22 protein-coding genes are annotated in these 24,862 nt (G+C 70.6%); 3 read left to right on the top strand and 19 right to left on the bottom strand.

The genetic code is table 11. The features are described from left to right. Nucleotides 1-262: 262 nt before the first annotated feature. The 4 genes from OG352_RS07365 to OG352_RS07380 all read right to left on the bottom strand — a co-directional run bounded on the left by OG352_RS07365 (nucleotide 263) and on the right by OG352_RS07380 (nucleotide 4,488). Complete coding sequence (locus OG352_RS07365) at nucleotides 263-1,618, bottom strand: replication-associated recombination protein A (protein ID WP_329215575.1); 1,356 nt, start codon at nucleotides 1,616-1,618, stop codon at nucleotides 263-265. A 63-nt stretch (nucleotides 1,619-1,681) separates the two neighbouring features. Continuing rightward, nucleotides 1,682-2,341, bottom strand: coding sequence for a vitamin K epoxide reductase family protein (locus tag OG352_RS07370; RefSeq protein ID WP_329215576.1), 660 nt, complete (start codon nucleotides 2,339-2,341; stop codon nucleotides 1,682-1,684). Between the two features lie 155 nt (nucleotides 2,342-2,496). Next, a complete protein-coding gene (gene hisS, locus OG352_RS07375; protein ID WP_329215577.1) occupies nucleotides 2,497-3,759 on the bottom strand; it encodes a histidine--tRNA ligase in 1,263 nt (420 codons plus the stop codon). Nucleotides 3,760-3,771: 12 nt separating this feature from the next. Next, nucleotides 3,772-4,488, bottom strand: coding sequence for an MBL fold metallo-hydrolase (locus tag OG352_RS07380; RefSeq protein WP_329215578.1), 717 nt, complete (start codon nucleotides 4,486-4,488; stop codon nucleotides 3,772-3,774). 177 nt (nucleotides 4,489-4,665) lie between these two features. Here OG352_RS07380 and OG352_RS07385 point away from each other — a divergent pair, with 177 nt between their 5' ends. After that, the gene (locus OG352_RS07385) at nucleotides 4,666-5,496 is read left to right on the top strand and encodes a peptidylprolyl isomerase (protein ID WP_329215579.1); all 831 of its coding nucleotides are present in this window, start codon (nucleotides 4,666-4,668) and stop codon (nucleotides 5,494-5,496) included. A 168-nt stretch (nucleotides 5,497-5,664) separates the two neighbouring features. Continuing rightward, complete coding sequence (locus OG352_RS07390) at nucleotides 5,665-6,894, top strand: DUF349 domain-containing protein (protein WP_329215580.1); 1,230 nt, start codon at nucleotides 5,665-5,667, stop codon at nucleotides 6,892-6,894. Nucleotides 6,895-6,967: 73 nt separating this feature from the next. Here OG352_RS07390 and OG352_RS07395 read toward each other — a convergent pair whose 3' ends face one another. The 15 genes from OG352_RS07395 to pgsA all read right to left on the bottom strand — a co-directional run bounded on the left by OG352_RS07395 (nucleotide 6,968) and on the right by pgsA (nucleotide 22,255). Next, the gene (locus OG352_RS07395; RefSeq protein WP_329215581.1) at nucleotides 6,968-9,484 is read right to left on the bottom strand and encodes a RelA/SpoT family protein; all 2,517 of its coding nucleotides are present in this window, start codon (nucleotides 9,482-9,484) and stop codon (nucleotides 6,968-6,970) included. A 192-nt stretch (nucleotides 9,485-9,676) separates the two neighbouring features. After that, a complete protein-coding gene (locus OG352_RS07400; RefSeq protein ID WP_329215582.1) occupies nucleotides 9,677-10,225 on the bottom strand; it encodes an adenine phosphoribosyltransferase in 549 nt (182 codons plus the stop codon). Next, a complete protein-coding gene (secF, locus tag OG352_RS07405) occupies nucleotides 10,222-11,337 on the bottom strand; it encodes a protein translocase subunit SecF (protein WP_329215583.1) in 1,116 nt (371 codons plus the stop codon). The genes OG352_RS07400 and secF overlap by 4 nt, the downstream gene beginning before the upstream one ends. Nucleotides 11,338-11,340: 3 nt before the next feature. Then, entirely contained in the window at nucleotides 11,341-13,143 is a 1,803-nt protein-coding gene (secD, locus tag OG352_RS07410) for a protein translocase subunit SecD (protein ID WP_329215584.1), read from the bottom strand. 134 nt (nucleotides 13,144-13,277) lie between these two features. Then, nucleotides 13,278-13,796, bottom strand: a complete 519-nt coding sequence (yajC, locus tag OG352_RS07415; protein WP_329215585.1) for a preprotein translocase subunit YajC — start codon at nucleotides 13,794-13,796, stop codon at nucleotides 13,278-13,280. A gap of 224 nt (nucleotides 13,797-14,020) precedes the next feature. Beyond that, nucleotides 14,021-15,115, bottom strand: a complete 1,095-nt coding sequence (ruvB, locus tag OG352_RS07420) for a Holliday junction branch migration DNA helicase RuvB (protein WP_329215586.1) — start codon at nucleotides 15,113-15,115, stop codon at nucleotides 14,021-14,023. A 10-nt stretch (nucleotides 15,116-15,125) separates the two neighbouring features. Continuing rightward, complete coding sequence (gene ruvA / locus OG352_RS07425; RefSeq protein WP_329215587.1) at nucleotides 15,126-15,731, bottom strand: Holliday junction branch migration protein RuvA; 606 nt, start codon at nucleotides 15,729-15,731, stop codon at nucleotides 15,126-15,128. Next, the gene (gene ruvC / locus OG352_RS07430) at nucleotides 15,728-16,294 is read right to left on the bottom strand and encodes a crossover junction endodeoxyribonuclease RuvC (protein WP_329215588.1); all 567 of its coding nucleotides are present in this window, start codon (nucleotides 16,292-16,294) and stop codon (nucleotides 15,728-15,730) included. The genes ruvA and ruvC overlap by 4 nt, the downstream gene beginning before the upstream one ends. A gap of 120 nt (nucleotides 16,295-16,414) precedes the next feature. Further along, nucleotides 16,415-17,167, bottom strand: a complete 753-nt coding sequence (locus tag OG352_RS07435) for a YebC/PmpR family DNA-binding transcriptional regulator (protein ID WP_329215589.1) — start codon at nucleotides 17,165-17,167, stop codon at nucleotides 16,415-16,417. Nucleotides 17,168-17,215: 48 nt separating this feature from the next. Then, nucleotides 17,216-17,821: a pyridoxal 5'-phosphate synthase glutaminase subunit PdxT gene (pdxT, locus tag OG352_RS07440; protein WP_329215590.1), complete on the bottom strand. Its 606-nt coding sequence runs from the start codon at nucleotides 17,819-17,821 to the stop codon at nucleotides 17,216-17,218. Nucleotides 17,822-17,827: 6 nt separating this feature from the next. Next, complete coding sequence (gene pdxS / locus OG352_RS07445; protein WP_329215591.1) at nucleotides 17,828-18,739, bottom strand: pyridoxal 5'-phosphate synthase lyase subunit PdxS; 912 nt, start codon at nucleotides 18,737-18,739, stop codon at nucleotides 17,828-17,830. Nucleotides 18,740-18,880: 141 nt separating this feature from the next. After that, nucleotides 18,881-19,423, bottom strand: coding sequence for a hypothetical protein (locus tag OG352_RS07450; RefSeq protein ID WP_329215592.1), 543 nt, complete (start codon nucleotides 19,421-19,423; stop codon nucleotides 18,881-18,883). A 44-nt stretch (nucleotides 19,424-19,467) separates the two neighbouring features. Then, nucleotides 19,468-20,646 carry a glycosyltransferase family 4 protein gene (locus tag OG352_RS07455; RefSeq protein ID WP_329215593.1) on the bottom strand — a complete coding sequence of 393 codons (1,179 nt, stop codon included), beginning with the start codon at nucleotides 20,644-20,646 and terminating at the stop codon, nucleotides 19,468-19,470. Beyond that, the gene (locus tag OG352_RS07460; RefSeq protein ID WP_329215594.1) at nucleotides 20,643-21,560 is read right to left on the bottom strand and encodes a phosphatidylinositol mannoside acyltransferase; all 918 of its coding nucleotides are present in this window, start codon (nucleotides 21,558-21,560) and stop codon (nucleotides 20,643-20,645) included. The genes OG352_RS07455 and OG352_RS07460 overlap by 4 nt, the downstream gene beginning before the upstream one ends. Further along, nucleotides 21,557-22,255 carry a phosphatidylinositol phosphate synthase gene (gene pgsA, locus OG352_RS07465; protein ID WP_329215595.1) on the bottom strand — a complete coding sequence of 233 codons (699 nt, stop codon included), beginning with the start codon at nucleotides 22,253-22,255 and terminating at the stop codon, nucleotides 21,557-21,559. The genes OG352_RS07460 and pgsA overlap by 4 nt, the downstream gene beginning before the upstream one ends. Before the next feature lie 305 nt (nucleotides 22,256-22,560). On the opposite strand from pgsA, the gene OG352_RS07470 reads away from it, so the two are divergent. Further along, complete coding sequence (locus OG352_RS07470) at nucleotides 22,561-24,756, top strand: elongation factor G-like protein EF-G2 (protein ID WP_329215596.1); 2,196 nt, start codon at nucleotides 22,561-22,563, stop codon at nucleotides 24,754-24,756. Nucleotides 24,757-24,862: the final 106 nt, after the last annotated feature.

Here is a 24,862-nt window from a genome sequence, read left to right on the forward strand (position 1 = left end):
GCCTGGGAAACCCGCTTCCGTCCTCGCGGACGGACCGGGCAGCCGCTCCCTGGTCTGGGCACAACGTGCAGCACGCGAGTGGCCCACCGGCCTCTCCCGGTTACCCGGGTGGTGGTGGGCTGCCCGCGACACCGATCGACGGTGCGCGACGCTCCTGGAAACCCCGCCCGAGGGCCGGGTCTCCGGCTGGATGTCCCGTTCTGGTGAACCGGCCCTGAGGCCGGACACGGGACGCAGCACTTCGGGCGAGTCTACAGGGTGCTCACGGCCCCTTTCGACCGAGGTGCTGTCTGGTCCACTCGACCGCGTCCGCGTAGCGGGCCTCGGCGCCGTGCCGGGTCGGCGTGTAGTACTCCCGGCCGTGGATCGCGTCCGGCGCGTGCTGCTGGGCGGCGATGCCCTCGGGCAGGTCGTGCGGATACACGTACCCCTGCGCGTGCCCCAGTTTGGCGGCGCCCTTGTAGTGCCCGTCGCGCAGATGCGGCGGGACGGGCCCGGCCTGCCCCTTGCGTACGTCGTCCAGGGCGGCGCCGATCGCCGTCGTCGCCGCGTTGGACTTGGGGGCGAGGGCGAGGGCGATGGTGGTGTGGCTGAGGGTGAGGGCGGCCTCGGGGAAACCGATCATGGCGACGGCCTGGGCGGCGGCGACCGCGAGGGGCAGCGCGGCGGGGTCGGCGAGGCCGATGTCCTCGCTGGCGGAGATCATCAGGCGGCGGGCGATGAAACGGGGGTCCTCGCCGGCCTCGATCATGCGGGCCAGGTAGTGCAGGGCGGCGTCGACGTCGGAGCCCCGGATGGACTTGATGAGGGCGCTGGCGACGTCGTAGTGCTGGTCGCCGTCGCGGTCGTACTTCACGGCCGCGCGGTCGACCGTCTGCTCCAGGGTCTGCAGGCTGATCTCGGTCTCGTCCTGGTCGAGGGCGGCGCCGGCGGCGGCCTCCAGGGCGGTCAGGGCGCGGCGGGCGTCGCCGCCGGCGATGCGCAGGAGGTGGGCCTCGGCGTCCTCGGGGAGGGTGACGGCGCCCTTGAGGCCGCGGTCGTCGGCCAGGGCGCGCTCGACGAGATTCCGGAGGTCGTCGTCGGTGAGGGGTTCGAGGGTGAGCAGGAGGGAGCGGGACAGCAGCGGCGAGATCACGGAGAAGTACGGGTTCTCGGTGGTCGCCGCGATCAGCGTGACCCAGCGGTTCTCGACGGCCGGCAGGAGGGAGTCCTGCTGGGCCTTGCTGAAGCGGTGGATCTCGTCGAGGAAGAGGACGGTCTCCTTGCCGTAGCCGCCGATGGCGCGGCGGGCGCCGTCGATGACCGCGCGGACCTCCTTGACGCCCGCGGTGATGGCCGACAGCTCCACGAACCGCTTGTTGGTGGCCTTGGAGACGACGTACGCCAAAGTCGTCTTCCCCGTGCCGGGCGGCCCCCAGAGGATCACGGACGACGGCCCGGCCGGGCCCTTGGCGCCGTCGCCGACCAGGCGGCGCAGGGGTGAGCCCGGCTTCAGCAGGTGCTGCTGGCCCACCACCTCGTCGAGGGTGCGCGGGCGCATCCGGACCGCCAGGGGGCTCCCTGTCGGGTCCTTCTCCTGGCGGTCTTCGGCTGCGGCGGTGAACAGGTCGGGCTCCACACTCCGGAGCCTACGTCAGGGGTCTGACATTGATACCCGGGGCCATCCTGCCCTGGGCCGGGGTCAGGCCCAGAGGGAGGCGCCCCAGCGGGTCAGGATCAGCATGGCGATGATGCCGACGTGGGTGGCCGGCAGGACCCAGGTGAACTCGCCGAAGAACCGCTTCAGCCAACTCGGGGCGGGCAGGAAGCCGTTGCGCACGTTGAACGAGGTGACGTACCAGAACATGGTGATCGTCGCGACCCAGGCCAGCGAGCACCACAGGCACAGGGCGTTGATCTCGTACAGGGACTGGTACTGCAGCCAGGTGCAGAAGGCCACCCCGAACAGCGTGCCGAAGTTGAAGGTCAGCCAGTACCAGCGGGGGAAGCCGGCCCGGGTCAGCAGGCTCATGCCGACGCAGATGACGATGCCGTAGGCGACGAGGCCGAGCATCGGGTTGGGGAAGCCGAAGGCCGCTGCCTGCTTGCTCTCCATGACGCTGCCGCAGGAGATGATCGGGTTGATGCTGCAGCTCGGGGTGAACGTCTTGCCGTCCACCTTGCCTTCGAGGATCTTGAACTTGTCGATCGTGATGACCCACGCGGCGAGCAGACCGGCCGCGCCGGTGATCAGCAGCAGGATCGCGAACGCACGGCTGCCGCCCACCGTCCGGGCCTCGGTCGCGGCGACGCGCTCCGGCTCGGACTCCGTGGAGACGTCTTTGACTGTCGTCTTGCTCATCACGCCGATTCCGTCACTGGGGAGTTGGACCATCTTCGGGCAGGGGCCATTGTGCCGCACGGGACCGGGTGTCCACCGTTCGCTGGACATAAGCAAGTCCGTGCGACGTATGGCGAAGGGCGCCGGAGACCCGCCCCGGCGCCCTTCGTGACGTGCTAACCGAGCCTCGACTCCAGCTCGGCCACGATCTCGTTCACACCGATCGACGTCTGCTCGCCGGTCGTCATGTCCTTGAGCTGGACGACGCCCTCGGCGAGGTCGCGTTCGCCGGCGACGACCGTGTAGCGGGCCCCGCTGCGGTTGGCGCTCTTCATGGCCCCCTTGAGCCCCTTGGCGCCGTAGGAGAAGTCGGCCGCGATGCCCACCTTGCGCAGCTCCGTCACCTTGGCGAAGAGCACCCGGCGGGCCTCCTCGCCGAGCGGGACCGCGAACACGGAGGTCGAGGCCGGCAGCTCCAGCCGCACGCCCTCCGCCTCCAGCGCCAGGACCGTACGGTCGACGCCCAGCGCCCAGCCCACCGACGGCAGCGCGGGGCCGCCGATCATCTCGGAGAGACCGTCGTAGCGGCCGCCGCCGCCCACCGCGGACTGGGAGCCCAGACCGTCGTGGACGAACTCGAAGGTCGTCCGGGTGTAGTAGTCCAGGCCGCGGACCAGCTTCGGGTCGTCCTCGAAGACGACGCCCGCCGCCGTGATCAGCTCGCGGACCTCCTCGTGGTACGCCTTGCAGGCGTCGCAGAGGTAGTCGCGCAGCAGCGGGGCGTCGCCGAGCTGCTTCTGGACCGACTCCCGCTTGTCGTCCAGGACGCGCAGCGGGTTGATCTCCGCGCGGCGCAGGGTGTCCTCGTCGAGGTCCAGGCCCCGCAGGAAGGTCTGCAGCGCCTCCCGGTACACCGGACGGCACTCCGTGTCGCCCAGGCTGTTCAGCAGGATGCGGAAGTCGCGCAGGCCCAGCGAGCGGTACGCCTGGTCGGCCAGGATGATCAGCTCGGCGTCCAGCGCCGGGTCCTCCGCGCCGATCGCCTCGGCGCCGACCTGGGAGAAGTGGCGGTAGCGGCCCTTCTGGGGGCGCTCGTAGCGGTAGTACGAGCCCGAGTACCAGAGCTTGACCGGCAGGTTGCCCAGCTTGTGCAGGTTGGCCTCGAGGGCGGCGCGCAGGACGGAAGCGGTCCCCTCGGGGCGCAGGGCGAGCCGGTCGCCGCCCTTGGTCTCGAAGGCGTACATCTCCTTCGTCACGATGTCGGTCGACTCGCCGACACCGCGCGCGAAGAGCTCCACGTTCTCGAAGCCGGGCGTCTCGACGTAGCCGTAGCCGGAGTTGCGCAGGGGCGCGGCGATGGCCTCGCGGACGGCGAGGTACGCGGCGCTGTCCGGCGGAATCAGGTCGTACGTGCCCTTGGGGGCCTGGAAGGTACTCACGGAGGTCTCTCGTCACATTCCTCGTCGGGGAGGGGTGTTCGATCCCGCTCCCTGGCCGCCGGGCGCCACCTGCCGCAGATACGGGTTGGTGGCGCGCTCCTGGCCGATGGTCGTCTGGGGGCCGTGGCCGGACAGGACCACGGTCGAGTCCTCGAGGGGCAGGCACACGCGGGCCAGCGAGTCGAGCATCTCGGCCATGTCACCGCCGGGCAGGTCGGTGCGTCCGATGGAGCCGGCGAACAGCAGATCCCCGGAGAAGAAGACCGACGGGACGTCGGTCTTCTCGGGCATCCGGAAGGTCACCGACCCCTTCGTATGGCCCGGCGCGTGCGCGACGGAGAACTCCAGACCCGCCAGATCCAGCCGCACTCCGTCGGTCAGCTCCCGGACGTCGTCCGGCTCCCCCACGGTCAGCTCGCCCATCAGCGGCATCCCGATGGACCGGCCGAGCGCCTTCTCGGGGTCGCTCATCATGAAGCGGTCCTCGGGGTGGATCCAGGCCGGCACGTCGTGCGCGCCGCACACCGGGACGACCGAGGCCACATGGTCGATGTGGCCGTGGGTGAGGACGACGGCGACGGGCTTGAGCCGATGTTTCTTCAGCGCTTCCTCGACTCCTGGGGCCGCCTGATGGCCCGGGTCGATGATCACGCACTCCTCACCGGCGGCGGGGGCGACGAGATAACAGTTCGTCCCCCAGGCCCCGGCGGGGAACCCGGCAATGAGCACGATCGTCCTTCGTTTGTGTCGATACGCGTGGGCTTCTGGCGGCTGCGCCAGTGGTCAGAGCCTACCGGCGCTGCCGTTTCCTCAGCGAACCCATATACGGTACGGGGCACACGCAGGCGGTCGGCTCACAAGACGCACGCGTCCCAGTCGACGTACGAGACGCACGAGGAGAAACCGGTGGTCACCCAGGAACAGCGGAAGCGTCAGCTCGCTCGGGAGAAGTTCTTGCGGCAGCAGCAGCGACGCACCTCCGCACGACGCAAGGCGCGGGTGCGCAACTCGGTGATCGCGTCGGTGCTCGGCGTGATCATCATCGGCAGTCTGGCGCTGTACACGACCGGCGTCCTGAAGGACGACGACAAGGCGAACGCGAGCGCGGAGACCAGTGCCTCTCCCTCCGCGGCGCCCAGCGCGGTGAAGGACCCGTGCGAGAAGGCGGCCGCGGGCTCGATCAAGAAGTTGACCTGGAAGAAGGAGCCGGCGGTCACGATCGACACGTCGGCGAAGTACACGATGAAGCTCGCGACGACGTGCGGTGACATCGACATAGCGCTGAAGGCCAAGGCCGCGCCGCACACGGTGAACTCGTTCGACTTCCTGGCCGGCAAGGGGTACTTCGACCACACCAAGTGCCACCGGCTCACCACCAACGGCATCTACGTGCTGCAGTGCGGCGACCCGACGGGCTCCGGCAGCGGCGGCCCCGGCTACACCATCCCGGACGAGAACCTGAAGGACGCCACCCTCAAGAGCAACGTCTACCCGGCGGGCACGATCGCGATGGCCAACACCGGTCAGGCGCACACCGGCGGCAGCCAGTTCTTCCTCGTCTACCAGGACAGTCAGCTGCCGCCCAGCTACACGCCGTTCGGTACGGTGTCGGCCGACGGCATGAAGGTTCTGAAGAAGATCGCCGCCGCGGGGTCACAGCCCGCCGACCCGACGACACAGAACACCGCCCCGAACGCGACGGTCGTGATCAACAAGGCGACGGTCACGAAATCCTGACGACAACCCGACGACAATCCGACGACTAAGGCGCGGTCAACCGCGCAATTTCGGTCGCGCTGGATGCGGACAGGCGACCCGCCGGTCGCCTATGTTGGCCGTGACGAAACTGTGGAGGATGCCCAGGGGCACTGAAGCCCCTCGGAGGCATCATGTGGAGGAGGCGCTGTGAGCAGCGACCCGTGGGGCCGCGTCGACGAGACGGGGACCGTGTACGTGCGTACCGCCGACGGCGAGCAGGTGGTCGGTTCCTGGCAGGCAGGCTCCCCTGAGGAAGCACTGGCCTACTTCGAGCGCAAGTACGAGGGCCTGGTTGTCGAGATCGGCCTCCTCGAGAAGCGAGTGCAGACCACCGATCTGTCGTCGAAGGACGCCCAGGTCGCCATCGACCACATCCGCGACCAGGTGGACGCGCATCACGCGGTCGGCGATCTTCAGGCCCTGCGGGACCGGCTGGACAAGCTCGTGGCGACCGTCGAGTCGCGGCGCGAGGAGCGCAAGCAGCAGCGCGCCAAGCAGTCCGACGAGGCCCGCAAGGCCAAGGAGGACCTGGTCGTCGAGGCGGAGCAGTTGGCCGAGTCCGACCAGTGGCGGGCCGCCGGTGAGCGGCTGCGCTCCCTGGTGGACATCTGGAAGGGTCTGCCGCGCCTGGACCGCAAGTCGGACGACGAGCTGTGGCACCGTTTCTCGCACGCGCGCTCGGCGTTCTCCAAGCGGCGCAAGGCGCACTTCGCGCAGTTGGACGCGCAGCGCGAGGACGCCCGTCGGGTCAAGGAGCGGCTGGTCTCCGAGGCCGAGGCGCTGTCCGGTTCGGCGGACTGGGGTCCGACGGCCGCGCGCTACCGCGAGCTGATGGCGGACTGGAAGGCGGCGGGCCGCGCCCAGCGCGAGCACGAGGACGACCTGTGGAACCGCTTCCGCGGCGCCCAGGACGTCTTCTTCGCCGCCCGCAGCTCGGTGTTCGCCGAGCGGGACGCGGAGCAGACGGAGAACCTGAAGCTCAAGGAGGAGCTGGCCGAGGAGGCCGAGAAGCTCCTCCCGATCGGTGACCTGAAGGCGGCGCGTGCCGCCTTCCGCTCGATCAACGAGCGCTGGGAGGCCATCGGTCACGTCCCCCGTGACGCACGGCCGAAGGTCGAGGGCCGGATGCACACCGTGGAGCGGGCGATGCAGGAGTCCGAGGAGACCGAGTGGCGCCGGACGAACCCGGAGGCACGCGCGCGTGCCGAGGGTCTCACCGGCCAGCTCCAGGCCGCCGTGGACAAGCTGCGGTCCCAGATCGACCAGGCCCGCACCCAGGGCAACTCCGCGAAGGCCGACAAGCTGGAGCGCGAGCTGGAGGGCCGCCAGGCCCTGCTGGACCAGGCCCTGAAGGGCCTGCACGAGTTCGGCGGCTGACAGACGCGGCCAACAACACAGGGCATGAGGGAGGCCCCCGTACATCACGTACGGGGGCCTCCCTCATGCCGCCCTACGGCCGCCGCGCCGACGTCACGCGGTACACGTCGTAGACGCCCTCCACGCCTCTGACCGCCTTCAGGACGTGGCCCAGGTGTTTGGGGTCGCCCATCTCGAAGGTGAAGCGGGAGGTGGCCACGCGGTCGCGGGAGGTCTGGACGGCGGCGGAGAGGATGTTGACGTGCTGGTCGGACAGGACGCGGGTGACGTCCGACAGGAGGCGGGAGCGGTCCAGGGCCTCGACCTGGATGGCGACCAGGAAGACCGAGGACTGCGTCGGCGCCCACTCGACCTCGAGGATGCGCTCCGGTTCGCGGGACAGTGACTCCACGTTGACGCAGTCGCTGCGGTGAACCGATACGCCACTACCGCGTGTGACGAAACCGATGATGGGGTCGCCGGGCACCGGCGTACAGCAGCGGGCCAGCTTGACCCACACGTCGTCGACGCCCTTGACGACCACACCCGGGTCCTGGTTGCTGCGCCGCTTGCGGCCACGGCCGTGGGACGGCGGGACCGACTCGTCGATCTCCTCGGTGGCCGCCTCCTCGCCGCCGAGGGCCTGCACCAGCTTCTGCACGACGTTCTGCGCGGCCACATGGCCCTCGCCGATCGCCGCGTACAGCGAGGAGATGTCCGGGTAGCGCATCTCGTGCGCGAGGGTGACGAGCGAGTCGCCGGTGAGGATGCGCTGGATCGGCAGGTTCTGCTTGCGCATCGCGCGCGCGATGGCGTCCTTGCCCTGCTCGATCGCCTCGTCCCGGCGCTCCTTGGAGAACCAGGCCCGGATCTTGTTGCGGGCGCGCGGCGACTTGACGAAGTTCAGCCAGTCCCGGGACGGCCCGGCCCCGGCGGCCTTGGAGGTGAAGACCTCCACCAGGTCGCCGTTGTCCAGGGTGGATTCCAGCGGCACGAGGCGTCCGTTGACCCGGGCTCCTATGGTGCGGTGGCCCACCTCGGTGTGCACCGCGTACGAGAAGTCCACGGGCGTGGCACCGGCCGGCAGCGCTATCACGTCGCCCTTCGGCGTGAAGACGAAGACCTCGTTGCGCGACAGGTCGAAGCGCAGGGACTCCAGGAACTCGCCGGGGTCCTCGGTCTCCTTCTGCCAGTCGAGGAGCTGGCGCAGCCACGCCATGTCGTTGAGGTGGTCGTCCTTGCCGGTGGTTCTCGGCTGGTCCGAGCGCACCTTGGAGGCGCCGGCGACGGCCTCCTGCTTGTACTTCCAGTGCGCGGCGATGCCGTACTCCGCGCGGCGGTGCATGTCGAAGGTGCGGATCTGCAGTTCGACCGGCTTGCCGTTGGGGCCGATGACCGTCGTGTGCAGCGACTGGTACATGTTGAACTTGGGCATCGCGATGTAGTCCTTGAACCGGCCGGGGACCGGGTTCCATCGCGCGTGCACGGTGCCGAGGGCCGCGTAGCAGTCGCGGACGGTGTCCACGAGGACGCGGATGCCCACCAGGTCGTAGATCTCCGCGAAGTCGCGCCCGCGGACGATCATCTTCTGGTAGACGCTGTAGTAGTGCTTCGGGCGGCCGGTGACGGTCGCCTTGATGCGGGCGGCGCGCAGGTCGGCCTGGACCTCGTCGGTCACTATGGCCAGGTACTCGTCACGCTTCGGTGCCCTTTCGGCCACCAGCCGGACGATTTCGTCGTACATCTTGGGGTAGAGGATCGCGAAGGCGAGGTCCTCCAGTTCCCACTTGATGGTGTTCATGCCCAGGCGATGGGCGAGCGGCGCGTAGATCTCCAGGGTCTCGCGCGCCTTCTTCTCCTGCTTCTCGCGCTTGAGGTAGCGCATGGTGCGCATGTTGTGCAGGCGGTCGGCGAGCTTGATGACCAGGACGCGCGGGTCCTTGGCCATGGCGACGACCATCTTGCGCACGGTCTCGGCCTGGGCGGCCTCGCCGAACTTGACCTTGTCGAGCTTGGTGACGCCGTCGACGAGCAGGGCGACCTGGTCGCCGAAGTCGCGGCGCAGGTCCTCCAGGCCGTACTCGGTGTCCTCGACGGTGTCGTGCAGCAGGCCCGCCATGAGGGTGGCCGGGTCCATGCCGAGCTCGGCGAGGATCGTGGTCACCGCGAGCGGGTGCGTGATGTACGGGTCGCCGCTCTTGCGCTTCTGGCCGCGGTGCCAGCGCTCGGCGACCTGGTAGGACTTCTCGATCTGGCGCAGCGTCGCGGTCTCGATCTTGGGGTCGTTGCTGCGCACTATCCGCAGCAGCGGTTCCAGGACCGGGTTGTACGGGTTCTGGCGCTGGACGCCGAGGCGGGCGAGGCGGGCCCGGACGCGGTTGGAGGAGCCGGAGCGGGCGGGCTGCTGGGCCGCGGCCGGGCGGCCGGCGGGCGCGGCCGAGGGGTGCTCGGCAGGGGCCGACTTGGGGCGGGGCTGCTCGGCTGGCTTGTCGACGGGCGCGGAACGGTCGTGCTCGACCGGCCCGTGAGTGTCGCTCTTCGCGGGCGTGGCCGCGGGGCCCGAGGTGGACTCGGGCTTGGCGGCGGTCAGGTGCTGGGCCTCGTCTGGCAAGAGGACTCCTCGTGCGCGATCCGGGTCCCCGGTCAGGCTCCGGAGCACCCATCGTAGCGATCCCGGGCTCCGGCATCGCCTTCAGGCCGCTGTGAGGGCCGTCCACCGGGGAAAACACAAGGGGCGGGCGCCGGATTCCTCCGGGCCCGCCCGCTTGGCGTACGGCGTTCGAGAGATCGTGTTCAGACCGCCTCAGATGGTGAGGAGGGCCTCCAGGGGCGCCCCGCCGAGGGCCGCCTCCAGTCGTGGCCTGCCGTCGAGGAAGCCCAGCTCCATCAGGACGGCGACGCCCGCGACCTCGGCGCCCGCGCGGTGGATGAGCTGGATCGACGCCTCGGCGGTGCCGCCGGTGGCGAGCACGTCGTCGACGATGAGGATCCGGTCGTCGGCGGTCAGGTCCTCGGCGTGCACCTCGATCTCGGCCGAGCCGTACTCCAGGTCGTAGGCCTGGGCGAGGGTGGCTCCGGGGAGCTTGCCCGCCTTGCGTACGGGGATGAAGCCGAGGCCGGCGCGGACGGCGACCGGGGCGCCGAGGATGAAGCCCCGGGCCTCCAGGCCGACGATCTTGGTGGCACCGGTGCGCTCGGCGATCTCCGCGAACGCGTCGGTGAGCGCGGAGAACGCCACCGGGTCCGCCAGGAGCGGGGTGATGTCCTTGAACATCACCCCCGGCTCCGGGTGGTCCGCCACGTCACGGATGCGGCCGAGGAGCAGCGTCGTGACGTCGGTGAGTTCCGTCATCGGCGCTTCCCCGACGGCCGGCCGCGGCCCCGGCCCCGGGCCGCGGGCTGGGTGCGCGGGCCGACGACCGCGTGTGCGGCGTCCTCCGGCTCGTCGTCGTAGCCGTCGTCGCCGCGGGTCTCGGTGCCCTCCTCCTCGGCGCTCGCCTGGGCGGCGCGCTTGGCGAGGACGCGCTTCTTCAGCGCCTTCATCTGCGGCTCGCGCTCCTTGAGGTCGGCGACGAGCGGCGTGGCGATGAAGATCGACGAGTAGGCGCCGGCCGCGAGGCCGACGAACAGCGACAGCGAGATGTCGTTGAGCGTGCCCGCGCCGAGGAAGCCGCCGCCGATGAACAGCAGGCCGGCCACCGGCAGCAGGGCGACCACCGTGGTGTTGATGGAGCGGACCAGGGTGCCGTTGATCGAGCGGTTGGCGACCTCGCTGTAGGTGAAGCGGGTCTGCTTCGTGAGGTCCTTCGTCTGCTCCTTGAGGGAGTCGAAGACGACGACCGTGTCGTACAGCGAGTAACCGAGGATCGTCAGCAGACCGATCACCGTGCCCGGCGTGACCTCGAAGCCCACCAGGGCGTAGATGCCGACCGTGATGGTGATGTCGTGGATCAGGGCGATGAGCGCGGCGACGGCCATGCGCAGCTCGAAGGCGATCGCCAGATAGATCACGACCAGGACCATGAAGATCGCCAGGCCCTGCCAGGCCTTGTTGGCGACCTGGTCGCCCCAGCTGGGACCCACCAGCTCGGCGGTGATCGACTCCGGGTCGGCCTTGAGGTCCTTGGCGAGGTCGTCCTTGATCTGGTTGGACTGCTTGATGTCCATACCGGCGATCTGGATGCGCAGCGAGCCGTTGCCGAGCTTCTGCACGACCGCGTCATGGCCTGACGCGTCCTTGGCGTACTCCTCGGCCTGGGAGACGGAGACGCTCGTCTTCTCCGTGGTGAAGACGGCGCCGCCCTGGAAGTCGATGCCCATGTTCAGGCCGCGCACCGCCAGGCCGACGATCGCCGTGATGGTGATCAGGATCGAGATGCTGTACCAGAGCTTGCGGTGGCCGATGAAGTCGTAGCTGATCTCGCCACGGTGCAGTCGGGCGCCGAGGTTACCGAGTTTCGACATCGCTCACGCCTCCTTCGTCTCGACAGGGCCGGCGGCGGGACCGGCGGGACGGCGGGTGCGGCGGATCGGCGGCTGCGCGCCCAGGCTCTTCGGGTCGAGCCCGGACCACTTGTGGCCGTCCGCGAAGAACTTGCGCCGGGCGATGAGCGTCATCAGCGGCTTGGTGAAGAAGAAGACCACGACCACGTCGAGGACGGTGGTCAGGCCCAGCGTGAACGCGAAGCCCTGGACCTTGCCGACCGTGACGATGAACAGCACGGCGGCGGCGAGGAACGACACGAAGTCGGAGACCAGGATGGTGCGCCGGGCGCGCGGCCAGGCCCGCTCCACGGCGGGGCGCAGGGTGCGGCCCTCGCGGATCTCGTCCCGGACCCGTTCGAAGTACACGATGAACGAGTCCGCCGTGATGCCGATGGCGACGATGGCGCCACAGACGGCGGGCAGGTTCAGCGCGAAGCCGATGGCCGGGCCGAGCAGCGCCATGAGTACGTACGTGAGGGCCGCGGAGACCAGCAGCGAGGCGAGCGCGATGAGCGCGAGACCCCGGTAGTAGGCCACCAGGTAGATGACGACCAGGACGAGGCCGATGGCGCCGGCGAGCAGACCGGCGTGCAGCTGGTCACCGCCGAGCGCCGCGGTCACCGTGGTCACGCTCTGCTCCTTGAAGGAGAGCGGGAGCGCACCGTAGGACAGCATGTTGGCGAGGCTCTGGGCCTCCTCCTGCGTGAAGCTGCCGGAGATCTGGGCCTGGCCGCCGGTGATGGAGTTCTGCACGAACGGGCTGGAGACCACGTTGCCGTCGAGGACGATGCCGAACTCGTTCTGCGGCTGCTGGTTCTGCGCGAGCTGGGCCGTGATGGCGGCGAACTTCGCGGCGCCCTTCTTGGTGAACTCCATGGTGACCTGCCAGCCGGAGGCACCCTGTGTGTCGAAGACCGCCGAGGCCTTGTCGACCTCGGTGCCGTCGACGGCGGCCGGGCCGAGCAGGTACTTGTACCAGACCTTGTCGATCTCACCGCAGGCCACGGTCGCGTTCCCGGGCTGGACGCCCTCGCCCGCCGTGGTGCGCACCGACTCCTTGGAGCAGTCCAGAGCCGCGTACTTGGCCTGGAGCGCGGCGTCCTCCGGCGTGACGGCGCCGCCGCTCGCGGCGGCCGACGGGCTGGCGGAGGTGCCCGCCTTGGCGCTCGCCTTCGTGCTCGCCGAGGCCGACGGGGTGGAGTCGGCCTTCAGCGCGTCGGTGACGGCGCGGCCCTGCGAGGTGGCGCTGGCCGACGGGGACGACGAGGTCGCCTTCTCACCGGTGGACCCGGACGCGCTCGGCGAAGCACTCGTCGACGCGCTCGGCGAGGCGGTGGACGCGCCGCTCGTGGACGCGCTCGGCGAGGGGACGGCGGCGGAGCCGGTGGCCTCCTGGGCCAGGACCGGACGGAAGTACAGCTTGGCGGTGGTGCCGACCTGCTCCCGGGCCTTCTCGGAGTTGGTGCCCTTGGGGATGTTCACGATGATGTTGTCGCTGCCCTGGGTCTGCACCTCCGCCTCGGAGACGCCCAGCCCGTTGACACGGCGGTTCATGATCTCGACCGCTGTGTCCATGTTGGCCTTGTTGATCGCGGATCCCTGGTCCGACTTCGCCTTCAGCGTGATGCTGGTACCGCCGGCAAGGTCGATGCCGAGACGCGGAGTGGTGTGACCGGAGACGAACATGCCTCCGGTGAGCGCCACGATGGCGATCAGGATCAGGGCCAACGAGCGCCCTGGCTTGCTCTGGGCGCTCGCGCTCCGGCCCTTCTTAGGTGCTGCCACCTTCTCGTACTCCCTCTCGGGCCGCCTTGCGCCGGGTCAGCGCGGCAGCGGCCATGACATGGTGTCGGGATCCCCTGGCGAGATGCGCGCGCCCCGGCATGCACGGGTGTGACCCGTGTTCGCCGGGGACGTGACTACTTCTTCGCGTCGGAGTCGCCGTCGGTCTTCTTCGGCTCTTCGTCGGCCTCGGCCTGGTCGGCCTGCTCGGCCTCGTCGGCCTTCTCCTGGACCTCGTCAGGCCCGTCCTTCTTACCGAGGTCGACGGCCTTGTCGCCGGGGGCGGCGGCAGCTTCGTCGGCGGACTCGTCGGTCTCGGTGAGGGAGGAGGCGTCGTCGGGGACGACGTCGGAGTCGGACTTCAGGTCGTGCTCGATGCCGTGGACGATGCGGTTGTACTCGTCGTCGGTCAGGACGGCGCCGATCGCGTTCTTCGCGAAGAGCAGTTCCACGCCCGGTCCCGCGTCGAGGAGAAGCGTGTCGTCGCTGACCTCCTTGACCGTCGCGTACATGCCCCCGATGGTGCGGACACCGCTGCCGGGCTGCAGTTGGTTACGCATGTCGGCCGCTTGCTGCTGCTTCTTCTTGGCCGATCGGGTCATCAGGAACATGGCCCCGATGAGCACGATGAACGGGAGGAGGGTCAAAGGACTCACGGGACGGAACTTCCTTCAGACGACCGCGATGGTTGAGCGGCCTGATGGATGGGGGTGTGTGCTGCCGACAACGGCGGCATCGGCGGAGTCTAAGCGAGTCCGCGTGCAGGGAACAACGCTCAGCATGGCACCTGGGTTCCTGACCCGGCCAATGTCTCCGCTGCGGCCCTCTGTGTCCACGTGCCGGGTCACATATCGGGTCATGTCCTCGGTCACATACCGGGTTATGTACCGAACAGGTCCTGTTGTCCGCTTCCCTGGCCGGGGGCGCGGGCCGGGGTGAGGCCGAGGTGCGTCCAGGCGGCCGGGGTGGCCACCCGCCCGCGCGGTGTACGGGCCAGTAGCCCCTCCCGTACGAGGAAGGGTTCGGCGACCTCCTCCACGGTCTCGCGCTCCTCGCCCACGGCGACGGCGAGCGTGGACAGGCCGACCGGGCCGCCGCCGAACAGCTTCAGCAGGGCCTGCAGTACCGCGCGGTCGAGACGGTCCAGTCCCCGGCCGTCCACCTCGTAGACCTTCAGGGCCGCCTGCGCGATCTCGCGGTCGATGATCCCGTCGGCCTTGACCTGCGCGTAGTCGCGTACGCGGCGCAGCAGGCGGTTGGCGATGCGGGGCGTGCCGCGGGAGCGGCCGGCGATCTCGGCGGCGCCGTCGGTGTCGATCTCGACGTCGAGGAGGTTCGCCGAGCGGTGGATGACGCGCTCCAGCTCGGCGGGCTCGTAGAACTCCATGTGTCCGGTGAAGCCGAAGCGGTCGCGCAGCGGGGGCGGCAGCAGGCCCGCGCGCGTGGTGGCGCCGACCAGGGTGAAGGGGGGCAGTTCGAGGGGGATCGCGGTGGCGCCGGGGCCCTTGCCGACGATGACGTCGACGCGGAAGTCCTCCATCGCCATGTAGAGCATCTCCTCGGCGGGCCGCGACATGCGGTGGATCTCGTCGAGGAAGAGGACCTCGCCCTCCTGGAGGGAGGAGAGGATCGCCGCGAGGTCGCCGGCGTGCTGGATGGCGGGGCCGCTGGTGATGCGGATCGGGGCGCCCATCTCGGCGGCGATGATCATCGAGAGGGTGGTCTTGCCGAGGCCTGGGGCGCCGGAGAGCAGCACATGGTCGGCGGTCGCGCCACGCGCGCGTGCGGCGCGAAGGACGAGGTCGAGCTGTTCGCGGACCTTCTCCTGGCCGATGAACTCGCCCAGGTCCTTGGGGCGCAGGGCGGCCTCGACGGCCTGGTCCTCACCGTCGGCGACAGAGCCCACCAGCCGGTCCTCGGCGGGGCCGACGAGCCGCTCGGGGGCGCTCTCCTCGGTCGTGTCGTCCCAGTTCACTGACGTTCTCCTAGCGGGCGCGGTTCAGGGTCTGCAGGGCGGCCCTCAGCAGGTGGCCCACCTGGGGTGTGCCGCCGGCGGCCTCGGCCTGCGGGGTCACGGCGGCGACCGCCTCGTCGGCCTCGCGGGTGGCGTAGCCGAGGCCGATCAGGGCGGCGTGCAGCTGGTCGCGCCAGCCGCTGGTGACCGGGGCGCCGACCGCGGGTGCGCCGACCGGCGCGCCCAGCCGGTCCTTGAGCTCCAGCAGCAGCTTCTGCGCGCCCTTCTTGCCGATGCCGGGAACCGCGATGAGCGCCTTCTCGTCCGCCGTGGCCACCGCTCGGCGCAGGGCGTCCGGCGCGTGGACCGCCAGCATGGCCTGGGCCAGCCGGGGGCCGACCCCGCTCGCGGTCTGCAGCAGCTCGAAGACCTGGCGTTCGTCGTCGTCCACGAAGCCGTACAGGGTCAGGGAGTCCTCCCGTACGACGAGGGAGGTGGCGAGCTTGGCGGGGCGGCCGAGCCGGAGCGTGGACAGGGTGTTCGGCGTGCACTGGACGGCCATGCCGACGCCACCCACCTCGACCACCGCGGTGTCGGGGGCGAGTGCGGCGACCGTGCCGCTGACGAAGGCGATCATGCCGTACGGCCTTTCGAAGTCATCGGTGCTTGGGGGGCTTTGGGGGCCTTGGCCGCGTGCAGGGCGACGGCCTGCTGGAGCCGGTTCTGCGCGGGGGCGCGCCAGATGTGGCAGATGGCGAGGGCCAGGGCGTCGGCGGCGTCAGCCGGTTTCGGGGGTGCGTCGAGCCGCAGCAGGCGGGTGACCATCGCGCCGACCTGCGCCTTGTCCGCGCGACCGCTGCCGGTGACGGCGGCCTTGACCTCGCTGGGCGTGTGCAGGGCGACGGGGATGCCGCGGCGGGCGGCGCACAGCATGGCGACGGCACTGGCCTGGGCGGTGCCCATGACCGTGCGCACGTTGTGCTGGCTGAACACCCGCTCCACGGCGACGCATTCGGGCCGGTACTCGTCCAGCCACGCTTCGATGCCCTGCTCGACGGCGACGAGGCGCGGCCCCAACTCGGCGTCCGCGGGCGTCCGTACGACACCGACGCCGACCATCGTGAGCGGTCGGCCCGCGACGCCCTCGACGACACCGACGCCACACCGCGTCAGTCCGGGGTCCACCCCGAGTACGCGCACGCCCAACCCCTCCCTTCGGCCACCTGTTTGTGCAGGCTATCCGCTGCCACCGACAACAGCGGCGGGCCGGGGGACGTGTGTCCCACCCGGCCCGCCGAAACCGCGTCGCTCGCGGCAGCGTTACGCGTCGACCTTCTCCATGACCTCGTCGCTGACGTCGAAGTTGGCGAAGACGTTCTGCACGTCGTCGCTGTCCTCGAGCGCGTCGATCAGCTTGAAGATCTTCCTCGCGCCGTCCTCGTCCAGCTCGACCTGCATGGTCGGGACGAAGTTGGCGTCGGCGGAGTCGTAGTCCACGCCGGCTTCCTGAAGGGCGGTGCGGACCGCGACCAGGTCGGTGGCCTCGGAGATGACCTCGAAGGACTCACCGAGGTCGTTGACCTCCTCGGCGCCCGCGTCGAGGACCGCGCCGAGCACGTCGTCCTCGGTCAGCTCACCCTTGGGGACGAGCACGACGCCCTTGCGGTTGAAGAGGTACGACACCGAGCCCGGGTCGGCCATCGAGCCGCCGTTGCGGGTCATGGCGACGCGGACGTCGGAGGCGGCGCGGTTGCGGTTGTCGGTGAGGCACTCGATGAGCACCGCGACGCCGTTCGGGCCGTAGCCCTCGTACATGATCGTCTCGTAGTCGGCGCCACCGGCTTCGAGACCGGCGCCGCGCTTGACCGCGGAGTCGATGTTCTTGTTCGGGACCGAGCTCTTCTTGGCCTTCTGGATGGCGTCGAACAGCGTCGGGTTGCCGGACACGTCAGCGCCGCCGGTGCGGGCCGCGACCTCGATGTTCTTGATCATCTTCGCGAAGAGCTTGCCGCGTTTGGCGTCGATCACGGCCTTCTTGTGCTTCGTCGTAGCCCATTTAGAGTGGCCGGACATCTGCCTGTCTCCTTCGCGTAACCCGTCTATGAACCAACGGCAGAGATCCTACAAGGACTCCGTCGCGCGGCTCGCGCGCACCATGTCGACGAACAGGGCGTGCACGCGGTGGTCGCCGGTCAGCTCGGGGTGGAACGACGTGGCGAGCGCGTTGCCCTGGCGGACCGCGACGATGTGGCCGTCGTGCTCGGCGAGCACCTCGGTCGCGGCGCCGACGGACTCGACCCAGGGGGCGCGGATGAAGACGCCCTCCACAGGATCGCCCGCGATGCCCCGCACGTCGAGCGCCGCTTCGAAGGACTCGTTCTGGCGGCCGAAGGCGTTGCGGCGGACGATCATGTCGATGCCGCCGATGGTCTCCTGGCCCGAGCGCGGGTCGAGGATCTTGTCGGCGAGCATGATCATGCCCGCGCAGGTGCCGTAGACGGGCATTCCGCCGCGCACGCGCGCGCGGAGGGACTCCATCACGCCGAAGAGGACGGCCAGCTTGGAGATGGTCGTGGACTCGCCGCCGGGGATGACGAGGCCGTCGACCTCGGCGAGTTCCTCGGGGCGCCTGACCGGCCTGGCCACGGCGTCGGCCGCGGCCAGGGCGATGAGATGTTCCCGGACGTCGCCCTGGAGGGCCAGGACGCCTATGACAGGGGTGTTCACAGGTGACTACCAGCCGCGGTTGGCGTAGCGCTCGGACTCGGGGAGGGTGTCGCAGTTGATGCCGACCATGGCCTCGCCCAGGTTGCGGGAGGCGTCCGCGATGATCTTCGGGTCGTCGTAGAAGGTGGTGGCCTTCACGATGGCGGCGGCGCGCTTGGCCGGGTCGCCGGACTTGAAGATGCCGGAGCCGACGAAGACGCCCTCGGCGCCGAGCTGGCGCATCAGCGCGGCGTCGGCAGGGGTGGCGACGCCGCCGGCGGAGAACAGCACGACCGGGAGCTTGCCGAGTTCGGCGACCTCCTTGACGATCTCGTACGGGGCGCGCAGCTCCTTGGCGGCGGCGTACAGCTCGTTGTTGTCGTAGCCGCGCAGGCGGGCGATCTCGTTCTTGATCTGGCGCAGGTGGCGGACGGCCTCGACGACGTTGCCGGTGCCGGCCTCGCCCTTGGAGCGGATCATCGCGGCGCCCTCGGCGATGCGGCGCAGGGCCTCGCCCAGGTTGGTGGCGCCGCAGACGAAGGGGGTGGTGAAGGCCCACTTGTCGGAGTGGTTGACCTCGTCGGCCGGGGTGAGGACCTCGGACTCGTCGATGTAGTCGACGCCGAGGGACTGCAGCACCTGCGCCTCGACGAAGTGCCCGATCCGGGACTTGGCCATCACCGGGATGGACACGGCCTCGATGATGCCCTCGATCATGTCCGGGTCGGACATCCGGGCCACGCCGCCGTCCTTGCGGATGTCGGCCGGGACCCGCTCCAGCGCCATGACGGCCACGGCGCCGGCGTCCTCGGCGATCTTCGCCTGCTCGGCGTTGACCACGTCCATGATCACGCCGCCCTTGAGCTGCTCGGCCATACCGCGCTTCACGCGCGCGGTGCCGGTCTCGGGGGTCTGGTTTTCGGAGATCGTGCTGGGCACGGGGTGACCTCACTCGTCGAAAAGAGGATCTTTACCCCACCGAGGAAACGCGAGGGGACCAGTCCACAGCAAGGGCCAATGAACAGCCGGTGGATCCTTTTCGGCCGACAGCGGCGGGCGGAGGCGTCATCGGGCAGCGGGTCAGGCCGAGCGATCCGCCAGGGTGGCCGGGGGTTCGTCGTCCATTTCGAAGGCCATCGGGAACGGGGCGTGGCCGGCCAGGCGGAACCAGCGGACCTTGCGGTGTTCGCGGAGGCGGCGGGCCGCGCCCACCGCGTCGTTGTGGAAGCGGCGGGCCATGGGGACGCGGCGGACGGCCTCCGTGAGCTCGCGGGCCGCCGCGACTCCGCCGGGCGCCTCGCGTACGACGTCCAGTTGCCGCGCGTCCGCGAAGACCGCGCGCAGGGCCTGGCTGAGATCGCTCTCGGCGACCTCCCGCTGCTCCTCCTCGGCCTGCCGGGCGGCGTGCGCGGCCTCGTACAGGACGATCGACGCGGCCGGGTCCAGGACCTTGGAGGTGGCCAGTTCCTGGGCGACGGACGCCCGGCGCAGCAGTTGTGCGTCGAGCGCGGCGCGGGCGGCGTCGATGCGGGTGTGCAGCCGGTCCAGCCGTCCCGCCGTCCAGCTCAGGTAGAGGGCGATGGCGACGAGGACGACGAGGGTCCAGATCAGGGTTGCGGTCACGGGCGGCAAGGCTACCGGGGCGCCCTACGGCCACGGGGCTGCGGTCAGTCGCGCGCCAGTCCGAGCCGGGCCCGCAGGCCCGCCCCGCCCGCCGATCCCCGGTCGTCGTCGGCCGCCACCGCCGCCGCGCCGTCCGTCACCGTCTCGTACACGGACAGGATGTCCGCGCCGACGGTCGACCAGTCGAAGCGCCGTACGTGGGCGCTGCCCCGCTCCCGCAGTTCGGCCCGCCGCTCCGGGTCGCCCAGGAGCCGTACGGCGGCGTCGGCCAGCGCGTCCGCGTCCTCGTTGGCGAACAGTTCGCCCGCCGCTCCCTGGTCGAGGACCTGGGCGAAGGCGTCGAGGTCGGCTGCGAGCACGGGGGCCCCGGCCGACATGGCCTCGACGAGGATGATGCCGAAGCTCTCGCCGCCGGTGTTGGGCGCCACGTACAGGTCGACGCTGCGCAGGAAGCGCGCCTTGTCCTCGTCGCTGATCATGCCGAGGAACTCCACGCGCGCGTGCAGCTCCTTCGGCAGGTTCGCCACCGCCTCCTCCTCGTCGCCGCGGCCCGCGACCAGCAGACGGGCGTCCGGCCGCTCGGCGAAGATCCTCGGCAGCGCCTTCATCAGCACCGGCAGGCCCTTGCGGGGCTCGTCGATGCGACCGACGAAGCCGATGGTGCCGCCCTGCCAGGCGGGGTTGGGCTCGGCCCTGGCGAAGAAGTCGACGTCGACGCCGTTGGGGATGACGACCGCGTCCCCGCCGAGGTGCTCCACCAGCGTGCGCCGGGCGTACTCGCTGACCGCGATCCGCGCGCTGATCTTCTCCAGGGCGGCCTGGAGGATCGAGTACGCGGCGATCATCGCGCGCGAGCGCGGGTTGGACGTGTGGAAGGTGGCCACGATCGGCCCGGAGGCCGCCCAGCAGGTCAGCAGGCCCAGCGACGGCGAGGTCGGCTCATGGATGTGGACGACGTCGAACGCGCCGTCGTGCAGCCAGCGGCGCACCCGCGCGGCGGACAGGAAGCCGAAGTTGAGGCGGGCCACCGAGCCGTTGTAGGGCACCGGGACCGCGCGGCCGGCCGAGACGACGTACGGCGGCAGCGGGGTGTCGTCGTCGGCCGGGGCCAGGACGGAGACCTCGTGGCCGAGCCGGATGAAGTACTCGGCGAGGTCGCGGATGTGGAACTGGACGCCGCCCGGAACGTCCCACGAGTACGGGCAGACGATGCCGATTCTCACGCGAGGTCCCCGTCCGACGGGCGGGGTTCCAGGTCCGCGAGCCACAAACGCTGGAGCATGTGCCAGTCCTCCGGGTGGTCGGCGATGCCGGTGGCGAAGGCGTCTGCCAGCGCCTGTGTCATGACGGACGTCTTCTCCGCGCGCGTGCCTGTCTCGGGTACCTCGATCGGGGGATGCACGCGCCCCCGCATGACGGGCGAGTCGTCGTACCAGAGTGTGACGGGCAGCAGGAGCGCGCCGGTCTGCTGGGCGAGCAGGGCCGGGCCGGCGGGCATCCGGGTCCGGTCGCCGAAGAAGTCCACCTCGACGCCGGAGGCGGACAGGTCGCGCTCGGCGACCAGGCAGACCAGGCCGCCGTCGCGCAGCCGCCGGGCCAGCGTGGCGAAGGCGGTGCCGCCGTTGTGCGGCAGCACCTCCATGCCGAGGCCCTCGCGGTAGGCGACGAAGCGGTCGTACAGCGTCTCCGGCCTGAGGCGTTCGGCGACCGTGGTGAACGGTGTCTTCAGCCTGGTGGTGACCCAGGCGCCGGCCAGGTCCCAGTTGCCCATGTGCGGGAGGGCGAGGACGACGCCCCGGTCGGAGGCGATGCCGTCGATCAGGTGATGCCCGTCATGGAGGTCGAAGCCGTCCCGGATCCGCTCGGCGCTCCAGGCCGGCAGCCGGAAGGACTCCATCCAGTAGCGCAGGTAGGAACGCATCCCCGCGCGCGAGAGCTCCGCCAGCCTTTCGGGGCCCGCGTCCGGCACCACGCGCGCGTAGTTGCTCTCCAGCCGCTGAACACCCTTGCCGCGCCGCTTCCACGCGAGGTCGGCGACGGCGCGTCCGAGACGTACGGCGACGGGCTCGGGGAGCTTCTTGACGGTGCTCCAGCCGAGGCCGTACAACGCGTCGGTCAGGCGCTCCTGGGCGCTCACTTCGCGGCCTCGCTCCCCTGGGCCTCCTGCTGCTCCGCGGTGCCCTCCGCCTCCGCTTCCGCTTCCGCCTCGGCCTCCGCGGACTCCCGCCGGACCGTGACGACGCGCTGGATCAGCGTGACCAGGCTGCCGACGGCGACGATCCACAGCGCGATCGGCAGCAGGACCTGGACGCCGGGCACGCCGAACGTGTGCAGGCCCGCCAGACCGGCCGCGACCAGGGAGATCACCAGCCGCTCGGCCCGCTCGACGAGCCCGTTGACGGCGACCGGCAGGCCGATCGACTCACCGCGCGCCTTGGTGTACGACACCACCTGGCCGCTGGCGAGGCAGAAGATCGACACGGCGCACAGGGCGTTGTCGTCGCCGTTGCCCGCGTACCAGAGTGCGAAACCGCCGAAGATCGCCCCGTCGGCGACCCGGTCGAGCGTGGAGTCGAGGAAGGCGCCCCAGCGGCTGGTGCGGCCCAACTGGCGTGCCATGTTGCCGTCGACGAGGTCGGAGAACACGAACAGCGTGATGACGATCGTGCCCCAGAAGAACTCCCCCCGGGGGTAGAAGACCAGCGCGCCCGCGATCACTCCGGCGGTCCCGAGGAGCGTGACCGTGTCGGGGCTCACCCCCCGGCGGATGAGAAACGCGGCGAACGGTGTGAGGACACGCGTGAAGAATGCACGCGCGTACTTGTTCAGCATGGCCTTCCCGAGGGTCGGTGTCGCCGCGCGGCCCTGGTGGCCACCGGCTGGCCCATCGTAGCCACGCGCGTGTGTGTGCGACGGTCGGGCACCCGGACCCCCGTGTCACGGCCTGACGGCATCCGGGTCACGGCCGGGTCGCGTACGTCGCCGTCCGCTGTCGACCGCCGTCGTCCGCCGTATGGACGCGCGGTGACGGGAGTGGAAAGCTCGAAGGACCGCGGGCGTCGCCGGAGCCGCCATCGCACGCGGGGCCGCCGTGCCCGCGCCCCCAGTGACCTCACCGTGCACGGGAGGCAAGGAAAATGGGCGACAAGGCGAACACACACCCCGGAGCCGCCGGCAGGGCTACAGCGGCCGACCACCCCGCAGCCGTACGAAATGTGGTGCTGGTCGGCCACTGCGGATCGGGCAAGACGACCTTGGTGGAGGCTCTCGCGCTCACGGCGGGAGCCGTGAACCGCGCGGGCCGCGTGGAGGACGGCACCGCCGTCTCCGACTACGACGAGATCGAGCACCGGCAACAGCGCTCGGTACAGCTCTCCCTGGTGCCCTTCACCTGGGACGGCATCAAGATCAACCTCCTCGACACCCCCGGCTACGCCGACTTCGTCGGGGAACTCAGGGCCGGTCTGCGCGCGGCGGACGCGGCCCTCTTCGTCGTCTCGGCGTCGGACGGCGTGGACGGCTCGACCCGCATGGTGTGGGAGGAGTGCGCGGCCGTCGGCATGCCCCGCGCGATCGTGGTCACGCACCTGGAGGCCGCCCGTGCGGACTTCGAGGAGATGACCCGGATCTGCGCGGAGGCCTTCGGCGGCGACGACCCGGACGCGGTCCTCCCGCTGTATCTGCCGCTGCACGGGCCCGAGGGGCCGGACGGGCACGCGCCCGTGACCGGACTGACCGGGCTGCTCTCCCGCAAGCTGTTCGACTACTCCTCCGGCGAGCGCAAGGAGGCCGAGCCGGACGCGGACCGGCTGGCGGACATCGAGGAGGCCCGCAACCGGCTGATCGAGGGGATCATCGCCGAGAGCGAGGACGAGACCCTCATGGACCGCTATCTCGGCGGCGAGCAGATCGACGTCACGACACTGATCGACGACCTGGAGCGGGCCGTCGTGCGCGGCACGTTCTTCCCCGTCCTGGCGGCCGCCCCCGCCGCCGAGGGAGCCCGGCAGGGCCTCGGCACGGTCGAGCTGCTGGAACTGGTCACCAGGGGCTTCCCGACGCCCCTGGAGCGCACGGCACCCCACGTGACGACCGTCGACGGCATCCCGCGCGAGCTGAAGGCGTGCGATCCGGACGGCCCACTGGTCGCGGAGGTCGTGAAGACCTCCTCCGACCCCTACGTCGGCCGCGTCTCGCTGGTCCGCGTCTTCTCCGGCACCCTCCACCCCGACGAGACCGTCCACGTCTCGGGCCACGGCCTGGCCGACCGCGGCCACGAGGACCATGACGTCGACGAGCGCATCGGCGCCCTGTCCGCGCCGTTCGGGAAACAGCAGCGGGTCCTGACGCACTGCATCGCGGGCGACCTCGCGTGCGTGGCGAAACTCGGCCGCGCGGAGACCGGCGACACGCTCTCCGCCAAGGACGACCCGCTCCTCATGGAGCCCTGGCAGATGCCCGACCCGCTGCTGCCGCTCGCCATCGAGGCGCACAGCAAGGCCGACGAGGACAAGCTCTCGCAGGGCCTCGGCCGGCTGGTCGCCGAGGACCCGACGATGCGCCTGGAGCAGAACCAGCACACCCACCAGGTCGTCCTGTGGTGCCTGGGCGAGGCCCACTCGGACGTCGCCCTGGAACGGCTGCGCTCCCGCTACGGCGTCCAGGTCGACGTCGTCCCGCACAAGGTCTCCCTACGGGAGACGTTCGCGGCGCCGTCCGCCGGGCGCGGCCGGCATGTGAAGCAGTCCGGCGGGCACGGCCAGTACGCGATCTGCGAGATCGAGGTGGAACCGCTGCCGGGCGGCTCGGGCATCGAGTTCGTCGACAAGGTCGTCGGCGGCTCGGTGCCGCGCCAGTTCATCCCGTCCGTCGAGAAGGGCGTCCGGGCCCAGGCGGCCAAGGGCCTGGCGGCCGGGCATCCGCTGGTCGACGTCCGGATCACGCTGCTCGACGGCAAGGCGCACTCGGTGGACTCCTCCGACGCCGCGTTCCAGACGGCCGGCGCACTCGCGCTGCGGGAGGCCGGCGCCGACGCCCGCATCCATCTCCTGGAGCCGGTGGCCGAGGTGACCGTGCTGGTCGGCGACGACTACGTGGGCGCTGTGATGAGCGACCTGTCGGGGCGGCGCGGCCGGGTGCTGGGCACCGAGCAGACCGACGGCGGGCGCACGCTCGTACGGGCCGAGGTGCCCGAGATCGAGATCGGCCGGTACGCGGTCGACCTGCGCTCCGTCTCGCACGGCACGGCCCGCTTCGAGCGCGCGTACGCCCGGCACGAGCCGATGCCGCCGCAGGTCGCCGAGAAGCTCCGCCAACAGGCGCAAGCCGGTTAGGGGTTGTTGCCCGGGCACACTCAAGTGACCGGTGCGGAAGGTGATCCTCCGGTTCGGCGGGCGGCTTCGGCCGTCCGCCGACGGATGTCGGTGGCTGGAGATACGC

Source organism: Streptomyces sp. NBC_01485, from assembly GCF_036227125.1.
In the GTDB taxonomy this organism is placed as follows: Bacteria; Actinomycetota; Actinomycetes; order Streptomycetales; family Streptomycetaceae; genus Streptomyces.

Bases quoted from the DNA above. Each gene is read 5' to 3' on its own strand.
- OG352_RS07470 (WP_329215596.1), top strand. From the start codon at position 22,561: ATGGGCGACAAGGCGAACACACACCCCGGAGCCGCCGGCAGGGCTACA.
- OG352_RS07400 (WP_329215582.1), bottom strand. From the start codon at position 10,225: ATGACGGAACTCACCGACGTCACGACGCTGCTCCTCGGCCGCATCCGT.
- ruvA (WP_329215587.1), bottom strand. From the start codon at position 15,731: ATGATCGCCTTCGTCAGCGGCACGGTCGCCGCACTCGCCCCCGACACC.
- pgsA (WP_329215595.1), bottom strand. From the start codon at position 22,255: ATGCTGAACAAGTACGCGCGTGCATTCTTCACGCGTGTCCTCACACCG.
- secF (WP_329215583.1), bottom strand. From the start codon at position 11,337: ATGTCGAAACTCGGTAACCTCGGCGCCCGACTGCACCGTGGCGAGATC.
- OG352_RS07435 (WP_329215589.1), bottom strand. From the start codon at position 17,167: ATGTCCGGCCACTCTAAATGGGCTACGACGAAGCACAAGAAGGCCGTG.
- OG352_RS07370 (WP_329215576.1), bottom strand. From the start codon at position 2,341: ATGAGCAAGACGACAGTCAAAGACGTCTCCACGGAGTCCGAGCCGGAG.